Genomic DNA, 23,636 nt, shown 5'->3' with positions numbered 1-23,636 from the left:
TCAGCTCCCCGTCGGCCGGACCAGACCCGCCGCGGTACGCAGCAGAATCCTGACGTCCTGCCAGAGCGACCAGTGGTCGATGTAGTGGTTGTCGAAGCGGCAGCGGTCCTCGATGGACGTGTCGCCGCGCAGCCCGTGCACCTGCGCCAGACCGGTCAGCCCGACCGGCATCCGGTGCCGGTCCGCGTATCCGGCGTGGATGCGGCTGAACTGGGCCACGAAGTACGGCCGTTCGGGCCGCGGCCCGACCAGGCTCATGTCGCCGCGCAGCACGTTCCACAGCTGCGGCAGCTCGTCGAGCGAGGACTTCCGCAGGAAGCCGCCGACCGGGCTCATCCGCCCGTCGTTGGCCACGCTCCACCGGGTCGCCGACTCGGTCTCGTCGGCCGGGCGCAGCGTACGGAACTTCAGCAGCGTGAACAGCCGCCCGTTCTGCCCCACCCGCTCCTGCCGGAAGAGCACCCCGGGCCCGTCGGAGAGCCGGACCGCCAGTGCGCACAGCAGCAACACCGGCAGGGCCAGCGCCAGCGCGGGACCGGCCAGGACCACGTCGAGCGCGCGCTTCGCGGTCAGCCCGGGCCGCTCGCCCAGCGGGACCACACGACGGCAGGCGTACCCCCAGAGGTGGTCGCCCATGGCCCCGTCCTGGCCCTCGCCGCCCACCCGCCAGGTGGCACAGCCGTAGTGCTGGAACAACGTCACCATGCTCGGGTCGTCGGTCAGGAAGACCGCGTCGCGCACCGTGTTCTGGATGACCGCCCGGTGGATCTCCTCGGCCGAGGACAGGACCGGGAACCCGGGCTCGCCGTCCGGCCGCGCACCGACGATCCCGACCGGCCGGATGCCGTACTCCGGGTGCTGCGCCAGCGCCGACGCGAACCCGCGGGCGGCGGCCGGATCGCCGACGACCAGCGCGGAGCGCGGATGCGCCCGGGCCGCGCGCCGCCGTAGGGCGTGCACCGCGGCGCGCGCCGCGCAGACCGCCACGAGCTGCGTCGCGTACGCCGTGCAGAGCGCGCCCGGGCCGATGACGCGCTCGGGCGTGAACGCGGCGACGGCCGCGGCCGTCACGGACCAGGCGACCCCGGCCCGCGCGGCGAGCGCGGGCAGTTCGTCCAGGACGGCCGCCCGGGCACCGCCCGGCCGGTGCAGCCCCGCGGCCGCGTCCAGGACCAGGACGCACCCGCCGACCAGCAGGAACAGCCAGAGTCCGCGCTGCGGTTCGGGCAGCAGCCCGACCGCGAGGAGCACGGCCAGGACATCCGCCGTGATCAGCGGCACGGCGGCGAACCGCAGTGGCGCGGGACGGCGCGGCGGCAGCGCGAGCCGGTCGGAACCGGCGCGCTGCGGCGCGAGGGAGGCGAGACCGGGGAGCTTGCCCCGGCCCGCCGAGGGCCAGGGGCCCGGCGAAGGAGGAACGCTGGTGCTTTCCGTTGTCACGACGAAATCGGCTCTCTGTGCTCGGTGCACCGCACTCCGGCCAGCTCGCGGTACACGTCCGCGACGGCCGCGCCGGTGCGCCGCACATCGAATCTGCTGAGTACGTGTTCGTGGGCCTCGCGGCCCATGGCCCGCCGCCGCTCGGGACCGCCCAGCAGGCGGCCGACGGCGGTGGCGAGGGCGGCCGGGTCCTCGGGCGGGACCAGGCACAGGGGTTCATGGCCGGGCGGGAGGCTCTCCCGGGCCCCGTCCACATCGGTGACCACGACGGGCCGTCCGCTCGCCATCGCTTCGAGCGGTGCGAGCGCCATGCCCTCCCAGCGGGACGGCAGGACGACGAGATCGGCCGCCCGGTACCAGGGCGCGGTGTCGTCGACGTTCCCGGTGAACCGCACGGACGGCGGAGCGGAGGCCCGCAGCCGCTCCCCGTCGGGCCCGTCGCCGACAAGGACGAGACATGCGGTGGGCACCTGTTCCAGGACCGCCGGCCAGGCGGAGAGCAGGACGTCCTGCCCCTTCTGCCGGCACAGCCGCCCGACACAGACGACGGTGGGCCCGCCGTCGTTCCCTGTCTCCGCGGGACCGTCCGGCGCGAACCGCGCCACGTCGACCCCGTTGTGGATGACCGACCACGGCGCCCGGACACCGGCCGTCTCGCCGGTACGGCGTTCTGCCTCGCTGACGCACACGATCCGGTGCGTCCAGCGCGCCGCCCACACCTCCCAGCGGCGGGCCAGCGCGCCGACCGTGCCGTCGACCGCCTCGAACGACCAGGCGTGCGGCTGGTACACCGTCGGGACCCGCCCGCGCAGGGCGAGCCGGGCGCACAGGCCGGCCTTCGCGCTGTGCGCGTGGACCAGCTCGGGGCGGACCGTACGGATCACCGCCGCGAGGTCCCGGGTCTCCCGGACCAGACGGGGCCCGGGGTCGCGCCCGGCCCGCCAGTCGAACAGCGCGGCTCCCTCGGCCCGTACGGCCTCGGCGAGCGCGCTGCCCGGCGGGCAGGCGACGGCCACCCGAAGACCCGCGCCGAGCTGGGCGCGCACCAGGTCGACGACGACCCGCGCGACCCCGCCCTCGCCGGGCTGGACCGCGTGCAGCACGGAGACCGGCGGCACGTCAGCGCCGGACGTCCGCCTGGAGGAAGAGCGCGCCGAGCCAGACGGTGTCCTTGCGGGCGCCGAAGCGGACGTGGAATCGGTCGGCCCCATGGCGCAGCGCTCCCCCCAGATCGAAGACGTCGGAGTCGTACCCCAGGGTGTTCTGATGAGCCGGAAGCCGGTCCGTCCGACCGGCGCCGAAATCGGTGATGCTGGAGTTCATCACGTCGTCGGCGGAATTGGCGTAATCCGAGATCAGGACACTCCGCGTCCCGCTCGTTTCCACCGCGAGATAATCCCCGGAAGTGCCCCTGTCGCCGTCATAGGCGACCACTCCGAGTTGTCCCGAAGCACCCTTCGGAACAGCCGTTTCCGCAAGTCCGACGCGCAGTGCGCCGGTCTGCGGGCCGATCGTTTCGAAACCGTCCCAGAGGGCCAGCCGGCGGAGCGGTTCCGCCGCGTTCTCGTACGCGACGACCAGCGTCCAGCCACCCCATCCGCCGACCGCCGACCGCCCCATGGCGACGTTCACCTGGGCCACCGTCCACATCCCCGGCTCCGCCGAGCGGACGAGTTCGGTGACGTCCGCCGAGGCCTGGAAGGCGTCGGCGCCGTCCGCCGTGCGGTGGCCGATCGTGGTGTCGGCGAGGACCGCCTTGTACTGGCCCCCGGGCTCGGCGATCAGGACCCGGCCGTTGTCCTTGTGCGGCTTCTGCTCGCCGACCCGAAGGTTGCCGCCCCAGTAGAGCCGCGCGTAGCTGACCCGTGAGCCCGCCGGGACCCGGAGCTCGGCCCTGCTGGAGTTGTACGTGTTGGGGTCGCTGTCCACGTCGACGTAGCCGATGGCGAAGCCGTCGTTGCGCGTGCCCGCGCTCGTGGCGTCCTTGGCCGTGGCCGAGGTGTTGGCGGCGCGGACGATCCCGCCGTGCTGGACCGCCTGGTAGCGCTGGGCGAAGGGGACGCGGGGGGCTTCCTTGGGCTGGGGCGTGGCGACCGCCGGCAGCGCGGCGGACAGGGCCGCACACGACAGCGCGCACAACAGGCCGCGGCGCACAGCATGAACCGCTGAATTCCGCATAGAGGTTCTCCGCTTTGATGAGAGAAGCAAGGGAACACCCGTGAAGACCGGGGGAGAGGGAGATGTCGACCGCGTGTAAAGCGTCAACGCGCGGCTGGACCGGAAGCAACGTTCGGGAACGTTATAACCCCGACGCCGGGTGATAGTAAGCATTAGATGCTCGGAAACGCTAACTCCCGCACCCAGTCGGCAGTTTCCTCGTTGAGCGTGTTGCGCCGTTTCTCGGCCACACGCTCGAACGACCCTCCTATGGCCCAAAGATCGGTTGAACGTCACCCGTTCGGGAGAGCAACCGATGAATTGCCGGAGCGTTGTTGAAGGAGCCGGGCGATTCCGTCCGTGCCGTCTCACTGGTCTGTCAACAATCGAGGAGCGCTTCTCCATGTCCCGTATCGCGAAGGCTGTAGTCCTGTCCGTGGGTGTCGCCGCGTCCGTCGCGGGTGCCTCCGGTGTCGCCCTTGCCGACGCCGGCGCCGAGGGCGCGGCCGTGAAGTCCCCGGGCGTGCTGTCCGGCAACCTCGTCCAGGTCCCGGTGCACGTGCCGGTCAACCTGTGCGGCAACACCGTCAGCGTCATCGGCGCCCTGAACCCGGCCTTCGGCAACACCTGCGTCAACGCCTGATCTCGCACGCCGGATCGTGGTCCTTCCGAGGCCGGCGCGCCGCCCCATTCCCGGGCGGCGCGCCGGCCTTCTGCTCGTTCGGACGCACCCTCGTGCGCCGTCCGGTGCAACGGCGTACGCCCCTCGGAGGAGCAGGTCAGCGCAGTGGATTCACCCGAACGGAGGGGGTGGCGCTCCGTAGTCCTCCGGTTGCTGAGCGCTATGTCGGCAGGACACGGTGGTGGCGTTGTTGTCCGACGCATACGGAAAAGGAACAAATATGCGTCCCCTGGCTCTCAGCCGCATCACCGCCCTGGCGATATCCGCCGCCATCGCCCTCGGCACGGCGGGACCCGCCCTCGCCGACGACCACCGCCCCTCCCGCGTCACCGCCCCGGCCGTGCAGGCGCCCCTGCCGAACGCTGCCGCGCTCCTCGCCCAGGCCGAGGCCCTGGGCTCCATGAGCTCGGTGACCGCCCCGGTCACGGAGCTCCTCGAGGCCGTCCTCAAGGCCGACAACGGCCAGCTCCCGGCCGCCGACGCGGAGGCCCTCAAGACCAAGATCGCGGCGGCCGTCGCCGAAGCGAAGGGCACCGTCCCGGCCCCGCTGCCCGAGACCCCGGCGGTCGAGGCCCCGGCCGTGCAGGCCCCGGCCGTGCCGGCACCCGCCGTCCAGACCCCGACCCTCCCGGTCGGCGCCGCCGGCGCGAGGTACGTGAAGGCCGCTCCGGCCGACATCGTCGCCGACGCCCTCGCCACCGTGGAGAAGGCCGTCGCCGCGCTGCTCGCCGCGGTCACCTCCGGCGACGCCGCCGGTGTCGTCCCGCAGGTCACCGCGACCCTGACCGCGCTGGTCAACGTCGTCGTCGCCACGGTCCTCGGCAGCGGGCTGCCCGCCCCGGACCTGGCCGGCCTGCCGACGCTGCCGACCCTCCCGGTCGAGGTGCCCGAGCTCCCGGTCGACCCGCCCGTCGAACTGCCGGTCACGCCGCCCTCGCTGCCCGTCAGGTAGGCGCGGCCCCCGGCCGTACCACCCACGCCGTGCCGCCCGGCCTCCCGCCGGACGGCACGGCGTTCGGCTGTTCGGCCCCGCCCGGTCCGCAAATAGGACCGCGCCCAGTCATTCGAGTGCAGTGAGCAGAAATCCCTCCTCCCGGAGTTTCCGGGGCGCGCACCTCTCGTTACAGAAGACACAACCACGTGCAGGAATCGGCCAAGAGGCCTGTACGGCAAGCGACTTGCTTGCGCCATGACGCCCCAGAGGAAGGACTCGCATTCATGAAGCCCACCAAGGTCGCCGCGGTCGTAGCCGGTTCTGTGATGGCCCTGGGTGCCGCCGCGCCCGCCATGGCCGCCGAGGCGATGACCCCCACCAACCTGAACGGTGGCCTCTCGACCCTCGCCAGCGAGGGCCTGAAGTCGGACGCGCTGAGCAGCACGACGGACGGCTCTGTGGTCAAGACCGTGGGGGACACCGCGGACCAGCTGAACAAGACGACCCAGAGCGCGCCCCTGCTCGGCGGACTCCCCATCGGTGGCTGACGCCTCCTCAGCGGCAGTGCCGCACCGCGCACTTCCCTAGCGCGGCGGACCCCTCGTCCCCCGGCCCGGGTGGCTGTTCGCGCCGAGCGCACACCCCTATCCATAGCGATCATCCGATTGAATGACATTCGGATCGACTGTCGTGTGGGCGTCAACCAAGGTCCCCACCCTCACCGGTGGGGACCTTCGCGTTGCTGCACACAGGGGAATTTCGCGACGTTCGCTCCGTCGGGCTCGTTCTCAGGGCGCAGTACCTCTGTACCGTCGACACCTGCTCTGAAGGGCCTACGCAGCCATGAATCTGCGCTCTCACGCCGGCTTGGGAATCCTCGTGACCGCTCTCGCCTCCGCAGCCATGGCCTCCCCGGCCGTCGCCGCCGACGCGCCGGTCGTCGTCCCGCTCCAGGGACTGGAGCCGGTGATCCCGATGGACGCCCCCACGGTGGCCACCGGGGTTCCGCTGCCGGTTCCGGGCGGACCGACCGGCTTCCAGGAGGGGCAGGCCGGGCTGCTGCCGGACGTCAGCCTGCCGCGGGTGCCGTTCACCAGCACGCTCCCGGAGACCGTCCTCGCCGCGCAGCTGCCCGAGGTCGTCGAGGGCAGCGAGCCGGGCAAGGCCCTGTTCACCACCCCGCGCTCGGAGATGGCGGCCGCGACCCCCGGTGCCACCGTCGGCAACCCGGTCGTCGCGCCGCGCGGTGACCGGCTCGGGCTGCCGGACCTCGCCGTGCCGGAGGTCGGGGTCGTCGCGCCGGCACTGCGCGGAGCGCTGGGCTCGCAGTTGGGTCTGGCGCAGCCGACGGCCTGACCGCGTTCGTTTGTACGACCAATGACCCGGCGGGTGAAGACACGATTCTTCCCCGCCACCCGAGGGGTCGTTGTTCGTTACAACTGAAGGCTGGTCGCATGGCCGTGGCCCGCAGTTCCCCGGGCTCGTTCCGTCGTATCCGACGGCGGGCGGTCCACCGGTTCTGCGGGCCTTCCCCCACCCCTTCCGCCGTTCTTTCGTCCCGTACGGCCTACAGGCCGTGACCCGTGCGCCATTTCGGCGTTGAACGGGAATGTCGGCCGTGATTCTCGCGGCTGTCTTTCCACGTCCAAGGAGTTCTTGATGTCTCGCATCGCGAAGGCTGCCGCTGTTCTCGCCGGCACGGGTGCCGTTGCCCTCAGCGGAGCCGGGCTGGCCGTCGCCGACTCGGGCGCCCAGGGCGTCGCCGCCCACTCGCCCGGCGTCGCCTCGGGCAACGCCGTCCAGGTCCCGGTCCACGTTCCGGTCAACCTGTGCGGCAACACCGTCACGGTCATCGGCCTGATCAACCCGGCGTTCGGCAACTCCTGCGCCAACGTCGACGGCCACGGTGACGGCGGCTACGGCGGCTGAGGTTTCCGTACCAGGACCTGACGTCCCCCCGGCCGCTCGGCCGGGGGGACGTCCGCGTCATGCGTACCGGTAGATCGCGCTGTGCTCGAGCATCGAGGCGGGCGTGACACCCCAGGGGCCCATCTTCTCGTCGCGGGCCGCGATCCGGCGGTACTGCGACTCGCCCAACTGCGGCGGCTCCGTCGGCAGATAGCCGGCCCGCGGGTTGCGTGCCTGCCAGCGCGACCAGACCAGGTCGACGAAGGAGTGGTGGAGCCAGAAGACCGGATCGTTGACGGAGGCGCCGCCGAGCATCAGACCGCCGACCCAGCGGTGCACCCGGTTGTGGATCCGGAACCGTTCGTTGCCACGGCCCGGGGCCCAGCCCTCCAGCGTGTTGCGGAACCCCGAGCGGCTCGTGGAGTTCCACGGCTCAACGTCGTACACCGTCTCCCGCATCACCGCGTCGAGCTGCGCGCGCGTCGGCAGCGTGATCGGATCCTGGGGTCGGCCGAAGTCCCTGGTCAGAAAGGCGCCTTCGGTCATCGCGTGCTTGATCGTCCAGCGCCCGCCCGCGTAGGCGAAGGGGCCGGTGGTCACCTGGAGGTCGGAACGGCGGCCGTTGCCGCCCATGAAGTCCTCGCCCCACAGGGAGGCGGCCGGGGTGTTGTCCTCGGTCCAGTCCCAGTACGGGACGGTGACGCTCGGGTCGATCCGGCGCAGCGCGCGCTCGAACTCCAGCAGGAACTTGCGGTGCCAGGGCAGGAAGCTGGGCGTCATGTGGGCGACGCGGAGCTTGTTGTCGCCGTCGGCGACGTAGTAGTCGATGTGCGTCCGGACGAACTCGTCGTACACCCCGGTGCGCTTGAGCTCCAGGACGGCGGAGACGAACCGCTTCCGCTCGGCGCTCGTCAGATCGCGCTGGTTCTTACGTGTGTAGGCCACGCGGGCTCCCTCCCGGATGGACGCCGTGGGCGGCGGCGTAGCGGGTCAGCGGGGCGGACCCCAGCTCGTCCACGGCCGCGCGGGTGGCCGCCAGCGGTGTCGTATGGGACTCGTAGTGGTCGATGGGGGTCAGGAAACTGCCGTCGGCGCGGCGCATCACATGGAGCGGCCGACCGTCGACGAGGACGAGCGGCTCGCCCGATGGCCCGGCCAGTCCCCGGATGTGCCGCCCCCGATACGTCTCGTCGAAGCCGTCGAAGCCGTCGGGCGACGCTGCTCGGGTGGGGCGGTCGCCCGGGGTGGTGGCGATGCGGGCCAGGGCGCCGCCGGTGAAGGCGGCCACGGCCACGGTGAAGAGGGACCGCAGTGCGACACGGCGCGGGACGATCATGAATGGTCTCCAAACGGTCGGAGAATGCCCTCAGGGCACAACGATGGAATCCCGACTTTGTTTCGAGCGAAAAGCCGTGGGAGGGAATGTCGGCCGATCGAGTGAATTCGGCTCGGGCGGGCGGCCGTTCGCCCCTAGCATCCGGATGCATGACCACTCCAAACGTCGTTTCCGCGGCGCGCAGCGACAATCCGCTGGGAACGCTCACCGTCGTTCCGTGGACCATCGGTCCCACCGCCGACACCCCCGTCACCCCGTTTCTGATGGTGTATTCGCTCGGGGACGGCCGTGACGGCCCCGAGGCCGGCGAGGAGGGGATGCGGGCCGCCCTGGAGGGCATGGGCCTGCCGGTCGGGGGCCGGGTCGTCGACGCCTCGCAGGAGCGCGGGACCGGTGCCCATCTGCTCGTCGAGGCGCAGCGGGCGGTGCTCACGCTGCCGTTCATGAAGGCCCAGTGCCCGGTGCCCGCGGAGTGGGAGGCGGCCGTCAAGGAGAACGGGCACGCCTACCTGATCGTCTCCGTGCGCCCCTGGCCGGAGGCCGTGCCCGGTGAGGTGCTCACCGAGCAGAAGCTGAAGTCCTTCGTCACCGACGACCAGGTCGTGGCGGCCGCCGCGCACGTCCTGCTGCCGGTGCGGAGCCTGCAGGGCTGAGCCCGGAGCGAAGGAGAAGGGGGTGGCGGCATGGCGACGGTGAACGTACGGGGCTCGGTGCCCGGGCAGCGCCAGGAGGAGTCGCGGGAGACGCCGGGGACGGTCGGCGCGAGCCGGGCGCTCGGTGTGCTCCTGATGATCACCGGGGCGGCCGGGGTGCTGGCCGGCTGGGTGATCACGCTCGACAAGTTCAAGCTCCTGGAGGACCCGAACTTCCAGCCGGGCTGCAGTCTGAACCCGGTCGTGTCCTGCGGCAACATCATGAAGAGCGAGCAGGCGGCGGTCTTCGGCTTCCCCAACCCGATGCTCGGCCTCGTGACGTACGCGATGGTCGTCGCGATCGGGGCCGGGGTGCTCGCGGGGGCGCGCTACCGCGGCTGGTTCTGGCTCGGGCTCAACGCCGGGATGCTGTTCGGCGTCGGGTTCTGTACCTGGCTGATGTACCAGTCGCTGTACGAGATCAACGCCCTCTGTCTCTGGTGCTGCCTGGCCTGGGTCGCCACTCTCGTCATGTTCTGGTACGTGACCTCGCACAACGTCCGTACGGGCGTGCTGCCGGCGCCCGCGGCGGTGAAGGGGTTCTTCGAGGAGTTCACCTTCGCCCTGCCGGTGCTGCACGTCGGGATCATCGGCATGCTGATCCTGACGCGCTGGTGGGACTTCTGGACCAGCTGACGTGACCTTCTTCTCCTGGCCGCGGGCCGCACTGACCGTGCTGCTCGCGGCCGTTCTCGCGCTCGTCGTCCTGCCCGCCGGGCGGATCGCGCCGCCCGGTCCCGCGCCGGACGCCGGGTCGGGGGCCGAGCCCGGGGCCGTACCGGAGCGGTGGAACGTTCCCTCCGGGTTCTTCACCGGTTCCGACGCGGCCGGGGTGGCGCGGATCGCCGAGGTGCAGCGCTGGCTCGGCGGCGACGCGTCGCTGACCGTCGGGCACACCTACCTCCCGGGCGACCGGTGGTCCAACATCGAGGGCCACGCGGAGCTCTTCGAGCCGTGGGCGCGGTGGAAGGAGGAGGGGCCGGGGCGGCTCTTCGTCCTGAACGTGCCGCTGCTCGACCGCAGCGAGGCCGGGCTGCCGGACGCCGAGGTGAGGGCGGGGCTGCGGAGCGGGGCGGCGGGCGCGTTCGACGCCCACTTCCGCACGCTGGGGGAGCGGCTCGTCGCGCACCGGCTTGCGGACGCGGTCCTGGTCCTCGGCTGGGAGATGAACGGCACCACCTACAGCCATCGCTGCGGCCCCGACCCCGAGGCGTGGAAGGCGTACTGGAAGCGGGTCGTGGGGGTGCTGCGGGCGGTGCCGGGGCAGCGGTTCCGGTTCGACTTCACGGCGAGCCGGGGGCGGGACGCGGTGGAGTGGCCGCGCTGCTATCCCGGCGACGCGTACGTCGACATCATCGGGCTCGACGCCTACGACCAGCCCGAGGGGCTCGGCTTCGAGGAGCAGGTGACGGAGGAGTTCGGGCTCGCGCACCATGTGCGGTTCGCGGCGGCGCACGGCAAGCCCGTCTCTTATCCGGAGTGGGGGCTCTTCCGCAACGGGGACAACCCTGCGTACGTGCGCGGGATGCTCGACTGGTTCGCGCGGTACCGGCCGGTCTACCAGACGTTCACGGACTACTGCCCCCACGGGGTGTGGGGGTGCGCGGACAATCCGGAGTCGGGGGAGGTCGTCAGAGGTGTGCTGGGGCCGACGCCCTAGGCGTTGTAGGCGACCAGCGAGATGCCGACGTAGTGGACGATGAAGGCGGCGAGGGTGAAGGAGTGGAAGACCTCGTGGAAGCCGAACCAGCGCGGGGACGGGTTCGGGCGCTTGATGCCGTAGATGACCCCGCCCGCGCTGTAGAGCAGCCCGCCGACGATGACGAGGACGAGGACGGCGATGCCGCCGGCCCGCATGAAGTCGGGCAGGAAGAAGACGGCGGCCCAGCCCATCGCGATGTAGCAGGGCGTGTACAGCCAGCGAGGGGCGCCGACCCAGAAGACCCGGAAGGCGATGCCCGCCGCCGCGGCCACCCAGACCGCCCACATGAGCGGGCGGCCGGTCGAGTCGGGCAGGAGCAGCAGGGTCAGCGGGGTGTAGGTGCCCGCGATGATCAGGAAGATGTTGGCGTGGTCCAGGCGCCGCAGGACGGCCTCGCCGCGCGGGCCCCAGTTGCCCCGGTGGTAGAGCGCGCTGATGCCGAAGAGCAGGCAGGCGGTGAGGACGTAGACCCCGCAGGCGATCCGCGCGCGGGGCGAGTCGGAGAGGGCGACGAGGGTCAGGCCCGCGATGATCACCGCGGGGAACATGCCGGCGTGCAGCCAGCCCCTCAGCCGCGGCTTCAGGCCGTGCGGCGAAGGGGACGTGGTGGGCTCTGTCCGGGTCGCGTCCGGCGCGGCTGAAGTCATGGGTCGATGCTACCTACGCCTCCGTAGGTCTCCGATATGAGTGGCGATGCTCACGTGTGCGGCCCTCTGGACATATGGGCGCATGCGTCGGATGATCAAATGAGTGTGGTCGGCACCGGATGAGCAGCTACGACGCATCCGGGTCGCAGCCCCCACGGGGCAGACAACTTAAACCCCTCATCAAGGAGCAATCGTGGCGCGCGACAACGCGGCTCCCACCACCGCAGTCCCCACCCGGCACCAGGAACTGGTCGCCTGGGTGAACGAGATCGCCGGGATCACCCAGCCGGACAGCATCGTCTGGTGCGACGGATCCGAGGCCGAGTACGAGCGCCTGTGCGAGGAGCTCGTCGCCAAGGGCACCTTCAAGAAGCTCGACCCGACGCTCCGCCCGAACTCGTACTACGCCGCCTCCGACCCGTCCGACGTCGCGCGCGTCGAGGACCGGACCTTCATCTGCTCCGAGAAGGAGGAGGACGCGGGCCCGACCAACCACTGGAAGGCCCCGGCGGAGATGAAGGCCATCTTCGCGGGCGAGAAGGGCATCTTCCGCGGCTCCATGAAGGGCCGCACGATGTACGTCGTGCCCTTCTGCATGGGCCCCGTCGGCTCGCCGCTCTCCGCGATCGGCGTCGAGATCACCGACTCCGCGTACGTCGCCGTCTCCATGCGCACCATGACCCGCATGGGACAGGCCGTCCTGGACGAGCTCGGCACCGACGGCTTCTTCGTCAAGGCCGTCCACACGCTCGGCGCCCCCCTGGAAGAGGGCCAGGAGGACGTGCCGTGGCCCTGCAACTCCACCAAGTACATCTCGCACTTCCCCGAGACCCGCGAGATCTGGTCCTACGGCTCCGGCTACGGCGGCAACGCCCTGCTCGGCAAGAAGTGCTACGCGCTGCGCATCGCCTCCGTCATGGCGCGTGACGAGGGCTGGCTCGCCGAGCACATGCTCGTCCTCAAGCTGACCCCGCCGCAGGGCGAGGCCAAGTACGTCGCCGCCGCCTTCCCGTCCGCCTGCGGCAAGACCAACCTCGCCATGCTGGAGCCCACGATCTCCGGCTGGACGGTCGAGACCATCGGCGACGACATCGCCTGGATGCGCTTCGGCGAGGACGGCCGCCTCTACGCGATCAACCCCGAGGCCGGCTTCTTCGGCGTCGCGCCCGGCACCGGCGAGCACACCAACGCCAACGCCATGAAGACCCTGTGGGGCAACTCCGTCTTCACCAACGTCGCGCTCACCGACGACGGCGACGTGTGGTGGGAGGGCATGACCGAGAAGGAGCCCGCCCACCTCACCGACTGGAAGGGCAACGACTGGACGCCGGGATCCGAGACCCCGGCCGCCCACCCGAACGCCCGTTTCACCGTCCCGGCCGGCCAGTGCCCGACCATCGCCCCGGAGTGGGAGGACCCGAAGGGCGTGCCGATCTCGGCGATCCTGTTCGGCGGCCGCCGCGCCTCCGCGGTCCCGCTGGTCACCGAGTCCTTCAGCTGGCAGCACGGTGTCTTCCTCGGTGCGAACGTCGCCTCCGAGAAGACCGCCGCCGCCGAGGGCAAGGTCGGCGAGCTGCGCCGCGACCCGTTCGCCATGCTGCCGTTCTGCGGCTACAACATGGGCGACTACATGGCGCACTGGATCAAGGTCGGCGCGGAGGCGGACCAGTCCAAGCTCCCGAAGATCTACTACGTCAACTGGTTCCGCAAGAACGAGGCCGGGAAGTTCGTCTGGCCCGGCTTCGGCGAGAACAGCCGCGTCCTGAAGTGGATCGTGGAGCGCCTGGAGGGCAAGGCCGAGGGCGTCGAGACCCCGATCGGCATCCTGCCGACCGCCGACGCGCTCGACACCGAGGGCCTGGACCTGCCCGCGGCGGACCTGGACTTCCTGCTCAAGGTCGACCGCGAGGTCTGGCGCGAGGAGGCCGCCCTGGTCCCCGAGCACCTGAACACCTTCGGTGACCACACGCCCAAGGAGCTGTGGGACGAGTACCGCGCGCTGGTCGAGCGCCTCGGCTAGTCGCCCCGCGCCGGCCACCGCGCCGGCCTCGGAACTCGTGCCGGGTCGCCCCGAAACGCCGCCCTGACCAGTGGGGTCACGAACGGCTCGGCACGATGCACACCGGCCCCCGGAGCCCCCTCACGGCTCCGGGGGCCGGTGCAGTCTCGCCCCTACAGCAGCGGCTGACCCGCCTCGACCGTCTCGATGGCGCGGCGGCAGGCGTCGCGGAACTTCACGAACTCCCCGTTCTTGTCCCAGGTGGCCGCCCGGCCGCCCCGGCTGTCGGGGTCGGTGAACAGGCTCTTGCGCAGCTCGGTCGTGAGCTCCAGCTGCGCGCCCATGCCGAGCATCGTGCGGTTGCAGGGGTTGTTGGTGTGGTCGCCGTTGTACTCCGACAGGAGCGAGGCCCAGGCGGGGGCGAGGGAGTCGATCGCCGGGAAGCCCGCCGCGTTCAGCTCCGTCACGAGCGCGGTACGGAAGGCCTTGTTGAGGCCGCCGACGACGGCCACCCGGCGGTCGCCCGCCGACGGGTAGCTGCCGGCGGGCAGCCGCAGCTGGTCGAACGTACAGCCGTGCAGGCTGAGGACGTTGAGGTGGCTCGCGGCCGTCGCGAGCGCGACGTGGTCGTCGCAGTTCTTCGAGGTGACGTGCAGGTCCTTGTTGCCGGCGGAGAGCAGGCCCTCGAACATCCAGTAGTCGTGCACGGTCGGCAGGATCGGGGCGCCCGCGGCGTCGCCCGGGCTGTACCCGGCGATGCCCAGGCAGAGTTCGCTGGTGCCGATCTCGATGCCGCCGCCGTGCAGCGCGAGGATCGCGGTCCGCCGGAACGGGGCGACGGCGGTCATCGAGGTGTCGAACTGCTCGTGGCGGCGGAAGCGGCGGCTGAAGGTGGTGCCTTCCTGGCCGGCGAGCTCCCGGTACAGGACGGTGTTCGAGGCGTACTCGACATCGGCCGCCGCCGCTGCCGTCGCCGCGTGCGCGGGCGTGGCGGAGCCCAGCTGGGCCAGGAGCGGCGTGCCCGCCGTGGCCGCGGCGGCGAAGGCGGTGAGCACCGTGCGGCGGGAGGCGGTGCGGGGGGTGGAAGGGTGATCCGTGGTCATGATTCGAACGTAACCGATCATGATGGTTCGATGTGGATCTTTCCCTGACCGACCGCCCCGCCCCGTCAGGTCGGGCCTGGGGGCGCCGTCAGGACCTCCCGCGTTCCTCCAGGTAGCGGGTGTGCGCCTCCTGCCGGATCGCCTCCGCGTCCTGCAGGGCGGCCGCGATCTGCCCCGCCTCCTCCTGGAGCGCCGCCAGCTGCCGCTCCAGATGGCGCTCGGGCGGCACCGCCCCCGGGGCGACCCGGCTCCACCACCGGGTCCGTACGAAGGTGTCCACCGCCTCCGGGATGTCCTGGCGCACCGCGCGCGCCAGCACGTGCAGGTGCTCCGGGTCGCTGACCCAGCCCGGTTCCAGGAGCGCCTCGACGAGCGTGTCCAGCTCGGCGAGGTGGCCGGCCGCGCCCTGGGGCAGCTCGATCTCGGCCAGATAGCCGCGCAGAGTCGTGAAGTCCGCGCGCAGCGCGTCGAGTTGCTCCGCCGCGTTCGGGAACGGCGGGGGCGGAGTGCGCTCGGGCGGGGCGATCAACGCCCCCGCCGCGTACAGGGCCACCACGACCAGTGGCCAGAGCGATCCGGCCGCGCCCGTGAAGGAGAGGGCGATGCCCGCGATGCCGCACGCGCTGCCGGTGAGGTTCTTGCGGGACTCCAGGTACCGCACGACCGGATTACTGGTAGCCACGGATCTCCTCGAAGGCGCCGTCCAGCGAACCCGTGGTGGCGTCGAAGAGCCGGCCGCCGGTGAGGTCCGCGATGTGGTCGAGGGCGGCGCGGTCGGAGTCCCCGAAGACGATCGGGAACACCGGCGTCCGCTTCTGCGCGGGCGGCAGGTCCCGGTAGAAGGCGTCGAACGCCGGCGCCGGGGCTCCGTCGGTGTTCTCGCCGTCCGTCATCAGCACGATCGAGGTGAACGCGTCGCCCGCTGCCGGGCCGCCGCCGAGGTGCTCGTACGCCTCCCGCAGGCTGGAGTAGATCGCCGTGCCGCCCGAGGCGGACAGCCCGTTCGCCTGGGCGCGCATCGCGCCGATGGCCTTCTTCGGAGCCGCCGGATCGACCGTGTACGTACGGACCTCGCCCTGCTTCACCGACGTGCCGAAGGGCATCAGCGTGACCGTCTCACGGTCCCGGAAGTCCTCGGTCAGCTCGGCGAGCGCCGACCTGAGCCGGGCGAGCCGTTCGCCCTCCATGGAGCCCGAGGTGTCCAGGACGTACACCGTCCGCGAGGGACGGCGGAGCTTGTTCTCGTACGCGTCCAGGAGGCCGTCGGCGACGGCGCGGCTGCCGGGGAAGGGCAGTTCGCGGCGCTGGTCGGCGGTGAGCGGCTTCGCGAGCTCCACACCCGGGACGACCGGGCGGCGCAGCGTCCGGCTCGTGATCAGCCGCTGGGCGTCGGGCGTGCGCAGATGCGCGGTGAGGCGCGCCGCGGCCTGCTTGGCCTCCGGGCCCGCCGCCGTGAACAGCGTGAACGGGTAGTCGGCGGTGACGACCCCGTCGGCCGGGCGGACGACCGTGAGCTCCTTGCCCGTGCTGAGCAGCACGGACTCGTAGTTGATCAGCGCGTCGACGTCCGTACGGCGCGACCAGGCGGCCGCCAGCCAGCCGGACGAGCCGGACGTCAGCTTCTGCCCGGCGAAGAACTCCGTCAGCTTCGGCGTGGCCTCGGCGACGTTCTGCTGGGTGAGCGCCGACTGCGCGCCCGACAGCCCGGAGGCGATCGAGACCAGGGCGGAGAAACCGGAGTTGGAGCGGGCCGGGTCCGTCATGCCGTAGCCGAGCTTCTGCTCGACGACGGCCTGGTGGATCTGCGACCAGGTGACCTTCGCCGGATCCCAGCCGAGCGCCCGCACCTTCTCCGGGCGCAGGCCGAGCGCGACCGGAGAGGTCATGATCGGCGTCTCGGCGGTGATCCGCTTCCCGGCCCCGGGGCGCAGCCGCAGGTAGTCGTTGGACGAGAGCCAGACCGCGTCGTACGACTGCTCTGCCGCACCGGACGCGATCTGCTCGACGGCGTCCAGCGTGCCGACGTAGGTCGGCCTGACGGTGACCCCGGTCTTCTTCCGTGCCTCTTCGAGGATGGGCTCCATGTCGGAGAGCTCGGAGGAGGCCAGCACCCGGAGCGTGTACGGGGCGCCGGTGTCCCCCTTGCCGCCGCTCTCCCCGCCGGTCGTCCCGCCGGAACCGCCCACGCTGTCGCAGGCCGCGAGGGTCAGGGCGGCGAGCAGGGCGAGCACGGAGGCCGCGCGGCGCCGCGCCGGGCGCGCGCCGCGCCGGAGTGATCTCATTCGAGGCCGCCTTCCAGCGCGCTCGCGCGGCGGGTACGGGCCAGATGGGCGCTCGCCGTCCGGAGTTCGGCGGTCAGCGACTCGACCGTCGCCGCCATCGACTCGGTCGCCTGGACCTTGTACGTGTCGATCGCGTCGAGCGTCCGGTAGATCTGCTGGAACGCCGTGCGCAGCGTCTCCGCGCCCACCGCCGGATCGGCCGCGATGCGCTGGATCTCACCGCTCTGCGTGGCCAGCATCTCCGCGTTGCCCCGGATGAGGTCCTCCGTCGTCGAGCGGAGCACGTTCACCTGCTCGGCCACCTTGCGCTGGTTCTCCAACGCGGAGGAGAGCATGACCGCGATGCGCAGCGCCGACACCGTGGTGGTCGCCGCCCGCTCGACCCCCTTGATCAGCTCGTCGTTGTTGCGCCGCACCACGTCCATCGCCAGGTATCCCTGTGCGCAGACGGCGAGTTGGGTCAGCAGGTCCTGGTGCTTCTGGCGGACCGGGAAGAGCACGTCGGAGCGGAGCGCGTCCGCCGCCACCGGGTCCGGGGTCAGCGCGATCCGCTCCTCGACGGCCGCGTCGAGGGCCTCCGTGAGCACCGCGTACTCCTGGAGCTTGCCCATGGTCTCCCAGAGCCGGGCCCGCTCCGTCTGCAACGCCGCGTTGTCGCGGCGCAGTTCGTCCTGGCCGCCGCGGAGCGTACCGACGATCTTCGTCAACGTGCCCTGCGAGGAGGCGTACTTGGCGACATGGTCGCGCAGCTTGTTGCCGCCGGGCAGCCTGGACAGGAACTTCTTCGCGCCCTTGGCGGGCGTGTCACGAGGGTCGAGGTCCTCGACCGTGCGGCGCAGCTCCACGAGCGAGGAACCGACCCGGGACTGCGCGTCGCCGCCGCCCTCGCCCAGCGAGCGGACCGTGCGCTCCAGCATCCGGTTCGACTGGGCGGCCGCGCTGCGCATCTCGCCGGCGCCGAGGGCCGCGATCTCCCCGATACGGCCCGCGAACTCGGGCGAGCGGGTGTCGAGCCCGGCGAGCGAGTCGACGTACTCGACCGCGCGCCGGCTCATCTCCGTGCGGACGGACTCCTCCAGCGGCACGAGACCCGAGGCCTGCTCGGCGCGGACCGGGGGCACCGGCTCCGGCGGCGTCAGGACCAGCTGGGCGGTGGCGGGGTCGTGGGGCGGGCTGATGCGAGGGTCGGGCGTGGTCATGCGGTGTCCCCCTGGTTGCGGGCCCGGCGCGCCATGTCGTGCAGCACCTCGCTGGTGGGCACGGGCGCCTGGCGGACCCCGGTCAGATTCTGGTTGAGGCGGTCCGCGAGCTGCGCGGTCGCGGCCGTGAACTCGGCGGCGGCGCCCTGCGGGCGGAAGCCGTGGCGGACCGCGAGCTCGCGCAACTCCTTGTCTTTGGTGAGGAGTTCGCCGAGCTCACGGCCGGCGTCGGAGAGCGGTACGACCGTGTGGTCGCTGATCACCGTGGTGTCCGGGTAGAGCACCACCAGGTCGCCCATCTGCCGCTTCGCGAGGAGCTGGGAGGCGACCTGGGACTCGTAGACGAGCACCAGCTGGTTGCCGACGCCGCTGATGAAGTCACGGAACGGGGCGTCGGAGCTGGACTGCTGCGCCCCCTGGACCTCGATCAGCTTGCGCATCAGCGGCGCCGTGCGGCGCACGGCCGCCTTGTCCCCGGCCACCTTGCCGCCGTCGGCGACGAAGCTCGCGGCGGCGAGGTAGAGCGCGCCGGAGTTGGAGGCGACGGGGTCGGTCGAGGTGATGAACACCGTGCCGCTCAGCTCCGGACGCCCGGCCGATCCCTTGAGCTGCTGCCAGGTCCGGTCGGCCTTCGCGGCCTTCAGGTACGGCTCCATGCGCAGGGTGCCGGTCTGGCCCCCCGGGCTGAAGGACACCAGGCCGTTGTCGGCGAGGACCTCGGCGGCGCCCCGGTGGGCGACGACGACCAGCGGCGAGTAGAAGGGCCGCAGCGGGGCGGCCTTCACCCCGTTCCTGGCGCGCAGCTCGTCGGCGGGTGCCTTGGAGGACGGGAACGCGAAGTCGTAGCCCTTGAGCGGCAGTTCCTCCATGTCCCAGGACCCGGAGGTCTCCGTCCGCACGGTGAAGCCCTCGTCGGCCAGGGCCTTCACGACCTTGGGGTCGGCGAAGAACTCCGCCTTCTCCGACCCGATCACTCCTCGCACGGTCTTCGTTGCCGTGCCCTTGTCCTTGTCGCCGCCCACTACGAGGACGGCGGCCACACCGCCCAGGAGCAGGACGGCGAGGACGATTCCCAGGATGCGTCTCACGGAGGGGAGGTTGCTCGCGGAGGCCCACATTCCAGGGGGAGTTGGGTGTACGGAGGGTGAAGGGGTGATCCCGGTACGGAACCGGAGGACGGGGAACTGCTGCGGGGCCGGGGCGCCCGGAACGCCCGATGTACGGTGAGCGCCTCTGGGGAGGGGGTGGCTCCGTGCCGCGTTGGGCGATCGTTCTGCTGGTGGTCGTGGGGTCGACGGTGGTGCTGGTGCCGATCGCCGTGATGGTCGGCTTCGTCTACGTGTACGGGGAGAACCACAAGAACATGCGGTTCCCGTCGGACGACGTGACGGTGGCCCGCTGCGCGGTGGATCCCGTGTCGCGGCGCCCGGTCGCGGAGCTGACGGTCACCAGTCAGGCGGCCGTCAAGGGCACGTACACCGTGATGGTGGACTTCCAGGGCCGGGAAGGCCGATTCGTCGAGACCGGTCACTCGGTCGTCGAGGACCTGGCGCCGGGCGCGACGGGACGGGCCGTCGTCGTGGGTGTGCGGCCGTTCGATGACGGTGAGCCGCGGTGCGAGGTGATGGACGCGCAGTTCGAGGCGACGGAGTCCGTGGAGGCTGAGCCCGGGGAGACAGAGACGGAGGAGACCGTCTCGCCGTAGCGCGAGGGCGGGCCGTGGTGGCGCCCGGTCCGCGCGGCCCTGGCGCGCGCGGACCGGGGCCGTCAGGGGGTGGTGACCAGCGGCTCGGCGGGCGCGGACAGTGCCTCGGAGTGCGCGTCCATGCGCTCGGCGGCGAGGATCGCGGCGGCCGTGTCGGCCCGGGAGGCGGCCACGACCAGGGCGCGGCCCGCGAGGGCGTGGGCGCGCTCGTGCAGCGACGGCGCGTTCGAGCCGCTCAGCCCCGCGTGCCGGGCCGGCGGTGCGCCGCGCAGGCGGGCGACCTGGCGGGCGATGAGGTCGCCGGCCTCCGTGTCGCCGAGCTCGTCGGTGACGGCGAGCAGGGCGGCGAGGTGCCCGGCGAGCTGGATGTCCAGCTCCTCCTCGCGGGAGCGGTGCGGGTACGCGTTCTGGTCGTCGTCGGCCATCCGGTGGACCGACTTCGTGCGGATCGGTTCGTACATGGGGATGGCCTCCTGAGTAGCTCGGGATCCATCCTAGCTTAGATTCAATCTAAAGTTGAGTGTGGTCCGGTTACTGGGGAGGTGTCCGGGGCCCGGTTCGCTACGGCTGGCTGTAACCGTCCAGGAACGTGCCGATGCGCGTCACCGCGTCCGCCAGGTCGATCGCGTTCGGCAGCGTGACGATCCGGAAGTGGTCCGGCTCGTGCCAGTTGAACCCGGTGCCGTGGACCACCATGATCTTCTCGGCCCGCAGCAGGTCGAGGACCATCTGACGGTCGTCCTTGACCTTGTAGACGCTCGGGTCGAGCCGCGGGAAGAGATACAGCGCGCCCTTCGGCTTCACACAGGTCACGCCGGGGATCTGCGTCAGCAGGTCGTACGCCACGTCCCGCTGCTCCAGCAGCCGCCCGCCCGGCAGCACCAGATCCTCGATCGACTGCCTGCCCTGCAGGGCGGCGGCCACCGCGTGCTGCGCCGGCATGTTCGCGCACAACCGCATGTTGGCGAGGATGGTGAGGCCCTCGATGTACGAGGAGGCGTGCGCCTTCGGGCCGCAGACCGCGAGCCAGCCGGAGCGGAAGCCGGCCACCCGGTAGTTCTTGCTCATCCCGTTGAAGGTGAGGACGAGCAGGTCGGGGGCGATGGCGGCGGTCGGGGTGTGGGTGGCGCCGTCGTAGAGGATCTTGTCGTAGATCTCGTCCGAGCAGACGACCAGGTTGTGACGGCGGGCGATCTCCGTGAGGGAACGGAGCATCTCGTCGTCGTAGACGGCGCCCGTCGGGTTGTTCGGGTTGATGATCACGATCGCCTTGGTGCGGTCGGTGATCTTCCGCTCGATGTCCGCGAGGTCCGGCATCCAGTCCGACTGCTCGTCGCAGCGGTAGTGCACGGCCGTGCCGCCGGCCAGCGATACCGACGCCGTCCACAGCGGGTAGTCGGGGGCCGGGACCAGCACCTCGTCACCGTCGTCGAGCAGCGCCTGCATCGACATCTGGATCAGCTCGGAGACACCGTTGCCGAGGTAGATGTCCTCGACGGAGAGCGGGATGCCCTTGGTCTCGTAGTGGCTCATCACCGCGCGGCGGGCGGACAGCAGGCCCTTCGCGTCGCCGTAACCGTGCGCGTCGGCCAGGTTGCGCAGGACGTCCTCGAGGATCGCCGGCGGGCACTCGAAGCCGAAGGCGGCCGGGTTTCCGGTGTTCAGCTTGAGGATGCGATGACCGGCAGCCTCAAGCCGCATCGCCTCTTCGAGCACCGGGCCCCGGATTTCGTAACAGACGTTGGCGAGCTTCGTGGACTGGATCACCTGCATGTCGAGAGCTTACGGCGGGCTCGCGCGAGGCGCCTCGTGTTTTGGGACACGTCGGGCAGAACGGAGCACCCCGTGGCGGGGGACGTGCGCTCCGGAGCCGGTGCCCCCGATGGTGTCCGGGTGGGTGCCCTGATGGTGTCCGGAAGGGTGCCCCGGCTGTGTCCGGGCGGGTGCCCCCGGCGGTGTCCGGGTGGGTGCCCCCGGCTGTGTCCGGGCGGGTGCCCGGGAGGTGACCTGGCGCGACCCGGCTCGCGGTGCGCTCCGTAGAATGCGCGGCCATGAGCCACCAGCACGACCGAGCCGCAGCCGCCCCGGGCAGACGCCGTCATGCCACGAAGCGGCGGACGCCGGGGCCGCGCCGACTGCCGGCGGGCGCCGGTGTCGTCGGCATCGGGCTGCTGGTCGCGGTCGTCTCCGGGGCGTTCCGGTCGGCGCAGACCGGCGGTGCGCCGACGGGCGACGCGACCGGGGGTTCCGGGAGCGACGGGCCCGGGAAGTCGGGCGTGGCTCCCGGGCAGACGAAGCGTCCGCGGTGAGGTCGGCGGTCGTGGCGTGGTGGAACCGCGCGGGCAGCGGTCCGTGGGCCCGTCCGTGGACCCGTCTGTGGAGCGCCGCCGGGTGTCGGTGGCTGGGGGCGCTCGGCGCGCTCGCCGTCGCCGTGGGCGGCTACGCCGCCGGGACGCTGCCGAAGCAGCCGGAGCCCTGGGGCCTGTGGGCCGTCCGGGGCACGGCGACGACGGTGACCGGGGCGGTCCTGGCGTACCTGGGCCTCACGGTGCTGGTCGCGGCCTGGCTGCGGTACGGGACGCTGCTCGCGCGCGGGGAGCGGGAGGCCCGCGACCGGGTGCTCGCGACCCTCGTCCTGTGGACCACGCCCCTGGCGCTCGCGCCGCCGCTCCACAGCGCGGACGTCTACAGCTACATCGCCCAGGGCGCCATGGTCCTGGAGGGGTACGACGTGTACGGGGCCGGTCCGTCGGTCCTGGGTCCCGGGGACCTCGGGGCGGACGCGGCGGCGAGCGTCGGCGGGCACTGGACGGACACGCCCGCGCCGTACGGGCCGGTCTTCCTGGTCCTGGCACAGGCCGTGGTGAAGGCGACCGGCGGCGAGATCGTCCCGGCCGTGCTCGGGATGCGCCTGCTCGCGCTCGGCGCGCTGGCGCTGATCGTGTGGGCGGTACGGGGGCTGGCGGGAGCGGCCGCTGGTTCCGGCAGGGTCGGGGGAGCGCTCTGGCTGGCCGTGCTCAACCCGCTGCTGCTCATCCACGTCGTCGGCGGGATGCACAACGACGGGCTGATGATCGGCCTCATGCTGAGCGGCGTGCTGCTGGCCGGCCGGGGGCGGTGGGTGCTCGGGAGCGTGCTGGCCGGGCTCGCGATGATGATCAAGTCGCCTGCGGTGGTGGCGCTGCTCTTCATCGGGGTCATGGTGGCGCGGCGGCACGGCGGCGTGCGGGGCGTGGTGAAGGGTCTGACGTTGCCCGGGCTCGTCGCCGGAGCGGTCGCGGCCGGTGCCACGCTCCTGGCCGGGACGGGCTTCGGCTGGCTGCGTACCCAGAGCGTCGCCGGGGCCATCCACACCGCGCTGTCGCTGACGAGCGACGTGGGCCTCGGGCTCGGGCTGCTGCTCGGGGACGGCCCGGAGCCCGTGAAGGGCGTGGTGCAGAAGCTCGGGCTCGTGCTGGCCGTGGGGATCATCCTGGAGCTCGCCCGGCGGGCGTGGAAGGGCCGGATCGACCCGGTCCTCGGCCTCGGGCTCTCGCTGGTGGCGCTCGTCGCCCTCTCGCCGATGGTGCAGCCCTGGTACCTGCTGTGGGGCACCTGCGCGGTGGCGGCCGTGGCCTGGGACGCCAGGGCCGGGCAGGTGCTCGCCGTGCTGTCGGCCGCGCTCGTCTACGAGACGGCGCCGTCGGGGGCGACGCCCTGGTACGGCTTCGTGGCCGGCGGGGTCGTCCTGGCGGCGGGGCTCGTGTGGGTGCGGCGGTCGCCGTGGGAGCGTCCCCTGGAGGGCGGCGCGGTGCCCGTGGCGGGCGGTGACCTGGAGCGGACGCGCCCGTAGGGCGCGGCGCGCTCCGTG

At 71.9% G+C, this 23,636-nt stretch carries 25 protein-coding genes; 12 read left to right on the top strand and 13 right to left on the bottom strand.

Going from position 1 to position 23,636, the window contains the following annotated elements; translation table 11 throughout:
* The 3 genes from ACF09C_RS24310 to ACF09C_RS24300 are packed head-to-tail and all read right to left on the bottom strand — an operon-like array spanning position 1 to position 3,618.
* Positions 1–1,440 carry a sugar transferase gene (locus ACF09C_RS24310; RefSeq protein WP_392094194.1) on the bottom strand — a complete coding sequence of 480 codons (1,440 nt, stop codon included), beginning with the start codon at positions 1,438–1,440 and terminating at the stop codon, positions 1–3.
* Positions 1,437–2,651 (bottom strand): glycosyltransferase, encoded by a 1,215-nt coding sequence (locus ACF09C_RS24305; RefSeq protein WP_392094192.1) that lies wholly within the window; start codon positions 2,649–2,651, stop codon positions 1,437–1,439. The genes ACF09C_RS24310 and ACF09C_RS24305 overlap by 4 nt, the downstream gene beginning before the upstream one ends.
* Complete coding sequence (locus tag ACF09C_RS24300; protein WP_392094191.1) at positions 2,560–3,618, bottom strand: DUF3344 domain-containing protein; 1,059 nt, start codon at positions 3,616–3,618, stop codon at positions 2,560–2,562. Before ACF09C_RS24300 ends, ACF09C_RS24305 begins: the two co-directional genes overlap by 92 nt.
* A 382-nt stretch (positions 3,619–4,000) precedes the next feature.
* Between ACF09C_RS24300 and ACF09C_RS24295 the strand changes: the two genes are divergently transcribed.
* The 5 genes from ACF09C_RS24295 to ACF09C_RS24275 all read left to right on the top strand — a co-directional run bounded on the left by ACF09C_RS24295 (position 4,001) and on the right by ACF09C_RS24275 (position 7,142).
* A complete protein-coding gene (locus ACF09C_RS24295; protein ID WP_362423506.1) occupies positions 4,001–4,240 on the top strand; it encodes a chaplin in 240 nt (79 codons plus the stop codon).
* A gap of 259 nt (positions 4,241–4,499) precedes the next feature.
* Positions 4,500–5,231, top strand: a complete 732-nt coding sequence (locus ACF09C_RS24290; protein WP_392094189.1) for a hypothetical protein — start codon at positions 4,500–4,502, stop codon at positions 5,229–5,231.
* Positions 5,232–5,497: 266 nt separating this feature from the next.
* Positions 5,498–5,761 carry a hypothetical protein gene (locus ACF09C_RS24285; protein WP_392094188.1) on the top strand — a complete coding sequence of 88 codons (264 nt, stop codon included), beginning with the start codon at positions 5,498–5,500 and terminating at the stop codon, positions 5,759–5,761.
* Between the two features lie 331 nt (positions 5,762–6,092).
* Positions 6,093–6,569, top strand: a complete 477-nt coding sequence (locus tag ACF09C_RS24280) for a hypothetical protein (RefSeq protein WP_392094187.1) — start codon at positions 6,093–6,095, stop codon at positions 6,567–6,569.
* Between the two features lie 303 nt (positions 6,570–6,872).
* Entirely contained in the window at positions 6,873–7,142 is a 270-nt protein-coding gene (locus ACF09C_RS24275) for a chaplin (protein ID WP_392094185.1), read from the top strand.
* A gap of 57 nt (positions 7,143–7,199) precedes the next feature.
* Here ACF09C_RS24275 and ACF09C_RS24270 read toward each other — a convergent pair whose 3' ends face one another.
* Together ACF09C_RS24270 and ACF09C_RS24265 are read right to left on the bottom strand one after the other, a co-directional pair.
* Positions 7,200–8,066, bottom strand: coding sequence for a tyrosinase family protein (locus tag ACF09C_RS24270; protein WP_392094184.1), 867 nt, complete (start codon positions 8,064–8,066; stop codon positions 7,200–7,202).
* A complete protein-coding gene (locus ACF09C_RS24265; protein WP_392094182.1) occupies positions 8,050–8,457 on the bottom strand; it encodes a tyrosinase family oxidase copper chaperone in 408 nt (135 codons plus the stop codon). Before ACF09C_RS24265 ends, ACF09C_RS24270 begins: the two co-directional genes overlap by 17 nt.
* A 149-nt stretch (positions 8,458–8,606) precedes the next feature.
* Here ACF09C_RS24265 and ACF09C_RS24260 point away from each other — a divergent pair, with 149 nt between their 5' ends.
* From ACF09C_RS24260 to ACF09C_RS24250, 3 genes are read left to right on the top strand one after another with little or no spacing between them, the layout of a single operon-like run.
* Positions 8,607–9,110: a DUF5949 family protein gene (locus ACF09C_RS24260; RefSeq protein ID WP_392094180.1), complete on the top strand. Its 504-nt coding sequence runs from the start codon at positions 8,607–8,609 to the stop codon at positions 9,108–9,110.
* Positions 9,111–9,140: 30 nt separating this feature from the next.
* A complete protein-coding gene (locus ACF09C_RS24255; protein ID WP_392094178.1) occupies positions 9,141–9,785 on the top strand; it encodes a vitamin K epoxide reductase family protein in 645 nt (214 codons plus the stop codon).
* Between the two features lies 1 nt (position 9,786).
* Positions 9,787–10,809 (top strand): glycoside hydrolase family 26 protein, encoded by a 1,023-nt coding sequence (locus ACF09C_RS24250; protein ID WP_392094176.1) that lies wholly within the window; start codon positions 9,787–9,789, stop codon positions 10,807–10,809.
* On the opposite strand, the gene ACF09C_RS24245 is transcribed toward ACF09C_RS24250, so the two are convergent.
* Complete coding sequence (locus ACF09C_RS24245; RefSeq protein ID WP_392094174.1) at positions 10,806–11,498, bottom strand: hemolysin III family protein; 693 nt, start codon at positions 11,496–11,498, stop codon at positions 10,806–10,808. The two genes, ACF09C_RS24250 and ACF09C_RS24245, sit on opposite strands and share 4 nt — an antisense overlap.
* A gap of 193 nt (positions 11,499–11,691) precedes the next feature.
* On the opposite strand from ACF09C_RS24245, the gene ACF09C_RS24240 reads away from it, so the two are divergent.
* Positions 11,692–13,518 (top strand): phosphoenolpyruvate carboxykinase (GTP), encoded by a 1,827-nt coding sequence (locus ACF09C_RS24240; RefSeq protein WP_392094172.1) that lies wholly within the window; start codon positions 11,692–11,694, stop codon positions 13,516–13,518.
* Positions 13,519–13,670: 152 nt separating this feature from the next.
* Here the strand turns inward: ACF09C_RS24240 and ACF09C_RS24235 are convergent, their stop codons facing one another.
* The 5 genes from ACF09C_RS24235 to ACF09C_RS24215 form a co-directional block, all read right to left on the bottom strand.
* Positions 13,671–14,600 (bottom strand): poly-gamma-glutamate hydrolase family protein, encoded by a 930-nt coding sequence (locus ACF09C_RS24235; protein WP_392094170.1) that lies wholly within the window; start codon positions 14,598–14,600, stop codon positions 13,671–13,673.
* Between the two features lie 88 nt (positions 14,601–14,688).
* Positions 14,689–15,282, bottom strand: coding sequence for a hypothetical protein (locus ACF09C_RS24230; RefSeq protein WP_392094168.1), 594 nt, complete (start codon positions 15,280–15,282; stop codon positions 14,689–14,691).
* Positions 15,269–16,882: a substrate-binding domain-containing protein gene (locus ACF09C_RS24225; RefSeq protein WP_392094167.1), complete on the bottom strand. Its 1,614-nt coding sequence runs from the start codon at positions 16,880–16,882 to the stop codon at positions 15,269–15,271. Before ACF09C_RS24225 ends, ACF09C_RS24230 begins: the two co-directional genes overlap by 14 nt.
* A complete protein-coding gene (locus ACF09C_RS24220) occupies positions 16,879–18,081 on the bottom strand; it encodes a toxic anion resistance protein (RefSeq protein ID WP_392094165.1) in 1,203 nt (400 codons plus the stop codon). Before ACF09C_RS24220 ends, ACF09C_RS24225 begins: the two co-directional genes overlap by 4 nt.
* Positions 18,078–19,199: a hypothetical protein gene (locus ACF09C_RS24215; protein ID WP_392094164.1), complete on the bottom strand. Its 1,122-nt coding sequence runs from the start codon at positions 19,197–19,199 to the stop codon at positions 18,078–18,080. The genes ACF09C_RS24220 and ACF09C_RS24215 overlap by 4 nt, the downstream gene beginning before the upstream one ends.
* 134 nt (positions 19,200–19,333) lie before the next feature.
* Here ACF09C_RS24215 and ACF09C_RS24210 point away from each other — a divergent pair, with 134 nt between their 5' ends.
* Positions 19,334–19,786 carry a hypothetical protein gene (locus ACF09C_RS24210; RefSeq protein ID WP_392094162.1) on the top strand — a complete coding sequence of 151 codons (453 nt, stop codon included), beginning with the start codon at positions 19,334–19,336 and terminating at the stop codon, positions 19,784–19,786.
* Positions 19,787–19,848: 62 nt separating this feature from the next.
* On the opposite strand, the gene ACF09C_RS24205 is transcribed toward ACF09C_RS24210, so the two are convergent.
* Positions 19,849–20,247, bottom strand: coding sequence for a hypothetical protein (locus ACF09C_RS24205; RefSeq protein ID WP_392094161.1), 399 nt, complete (start codon positions 20,245–20,247; stop codon positions 19,849–19,851).
* A gap of 100 nt (positions 20,248–20,347) precedes the next feature.
* Complete coding sequence (locus tag ACF09C_RS24200; protein WP_384515676.1) at positions 20,348–21,559, bottom strand: pyridoxal phosphate-dependent aminotransferase; 1,212 nt, start codon at positions 21,557–21,559, stop codon at positions 20,348–20,350.
* A gap of 278 nt (positions 21,560–21,837) precedes the next feature.
* Here ACF09C_RS24200 and ACF09C_RS24195 point away from each other — a divergent pair, with 278 nt between their 5' ends.
* Positions 21,838–22,095, top strand: coding sequence for a hypothetical protein (locus tag ACF09C_RS24195; protein WP_392094159.1), 258 nt, complete (start codon positions 21,838–21,840; stop codon positions 22,093–22,095).
* A gap of 65 nt (positions 22,096–22,160) precedes the next feature.
* Positions 22,161–23,618, top strand: coding sequence for a polyprenol phosphomannose-dependent alpha 1,6 mannosyltransferase MptB (mptB, locus tag ACF09C_RS24190; protein WP_392094368.1), 1,458 nt, complete (start codon positions 22,161–22,163; stop codon positions 23,616–23,618).
* The last annotated feature ends 18 nt before the right edge of the window (positions 23,619–23,636 follow it).

It is taken from the genome of Streptomyces sp. NPDC014870 (genome assembly GCF_043081505.1).
Lineage (GTDB): Bacteria > Actinomycetota > Actinomycetes > Streptomycetales > Streptomycetaceae > Streptomyces.
The sequence above is the reverse complement of the archived record's forward strand: the minus strand, read 5'-3'. Positions and strand labels throughout refer to the sequence as shown.